Origin of the sequence: Actinoplanes sp. NPDC048791 (assembly GCF_040650095.1) — a bacterium.
In the GTDB taxonomy this organism is placed as follows: Bacteria; Actinomycetota; Actinomycetes; order Mycobacteriales; family Micromonosporaceae; genus Actinoplanes.
This window is the reverse complement of record NZ_JBEZGQ010001631.1, coordinates 1-1254: the sequence shown is the minus strand read 5'-3', so window position 1 is coordinate 1254 and position 1254 is coordinate 1. Positions and strand designations below refer to the sequence as shown.

Annotated in this window: 1 protein-coding gene; it reads left to right on the top strand. The window is 73.8% G+C overall.

The features are described from left to right. Positions 1-16 precede the first annotated feature (16 nt). Positions 17-1254: GGDEF domain-containing protein (locus AB0C29_RS49130; RefSeq protein WP_360835358.1), on the top strand; the 1238-nt coding region annotated here is incomplete at its 3' end.

The following is a 1254-nucleotide window of genomic DNA, read 5'->3' as shown; positions in this document are numbered from 1 at the left end:
CCCCGACGCCGGTGCCGTGCCGACCGGCCAGTTCCAGAGCGTCTGCGTGCTCGCGGGCGTCACCGTACTGGTGGTCGCCGCGCTCACCCACCCACGCCCGCCGGCGCCCAGCCGGGTCCGGCTGCGCTACCTGCTCGACACCACCGCGGTCGGGACCGCCGCCGTCGTGGCCATCTGGTTCATGGCCGACCGCTCGGCCGCCCTGGGTGTCAGCTCGGGCGCGTCCATGGCTGCGGTCGCCATCGCCGTCGTGACCACCTTCGCCGTCATCCGGCTCGTCATGGGCGGGCACAGCCCGATCAGCTCGGCCACGGCGGCTCCGCTCGTCGCTGCCGCGGTGGTCCAGTGCGTCAACGGCGGCGTGCTGCCGGGCAGTGCCGGGTGGCGCGCGCAGCTGGCCCTGCAGATCACCGCGGTCGCCCTGGTCAGCGTGGCCCCCAGGGTGCAGGAACTCGCCGACCGGACGGCCGCGGGCCGGCCTGAGCGGCGCCGCCGGACCTACAGCGTGCTGCCGTACGCGATGCTCGGGCTCGTCTTCGCCGTCCTGCCCGCCGTCCTGCCGTCCGGGCTGAGCGCCACCGCCCATGTCGCGCTCGGTGGCCTGCTGGTGATCACCGCGGTCGTGGTGGCCCGGCAGCTGCTCACCTTCGCCGAGAACGAGTCGCTGGTCCGGCGCTCCGACGCCGGCCTGGAGACGCTGCGCCGGCAGGAGGAGCGGGTCCGGCTGCTGCTGGAGTACTCGACCGACATCACCTCGCTGATCGACCACACCGGCGCGATGGTCTACCTGACCCCGGCCACCCGGATGCTCGGCTACGAACCGGGCGAGATGCTCGGCGTCCGGGTGATCACGCTGATCCACCCCGACGACCTGCCCGCGCTGCTCGGCGACCTGCAGCAGCTGATGGCCACGCCCGGCGCGACCTTCACCTACCAGGCCCGCTACCGGCACAAGGAGGGCTCCTGGCGCTGGCTGGAGGTCACCAGCCGCAACCTCACGCACGAGCCCAGCGTGGCCGCCGTGGTGAGCAACGCCCGCGACGTCACCGACGCCCGCGAACTGCAGGACCGGCTGCGGCACGAGGCCACCCACGACCCGCTCACCGGGCTGGCCAACCGGGTGCTGTTCGGCCGCCGGCTGGCCGCGGCGGTCAGCGGCGGGGTCGCGCTGCTGCACATCGACCTGGACGGTTTCAAGCCCATCAACGACACGTACGGCCACCACGCCGGGGACGCCGTGCTGGTACGCGTGGC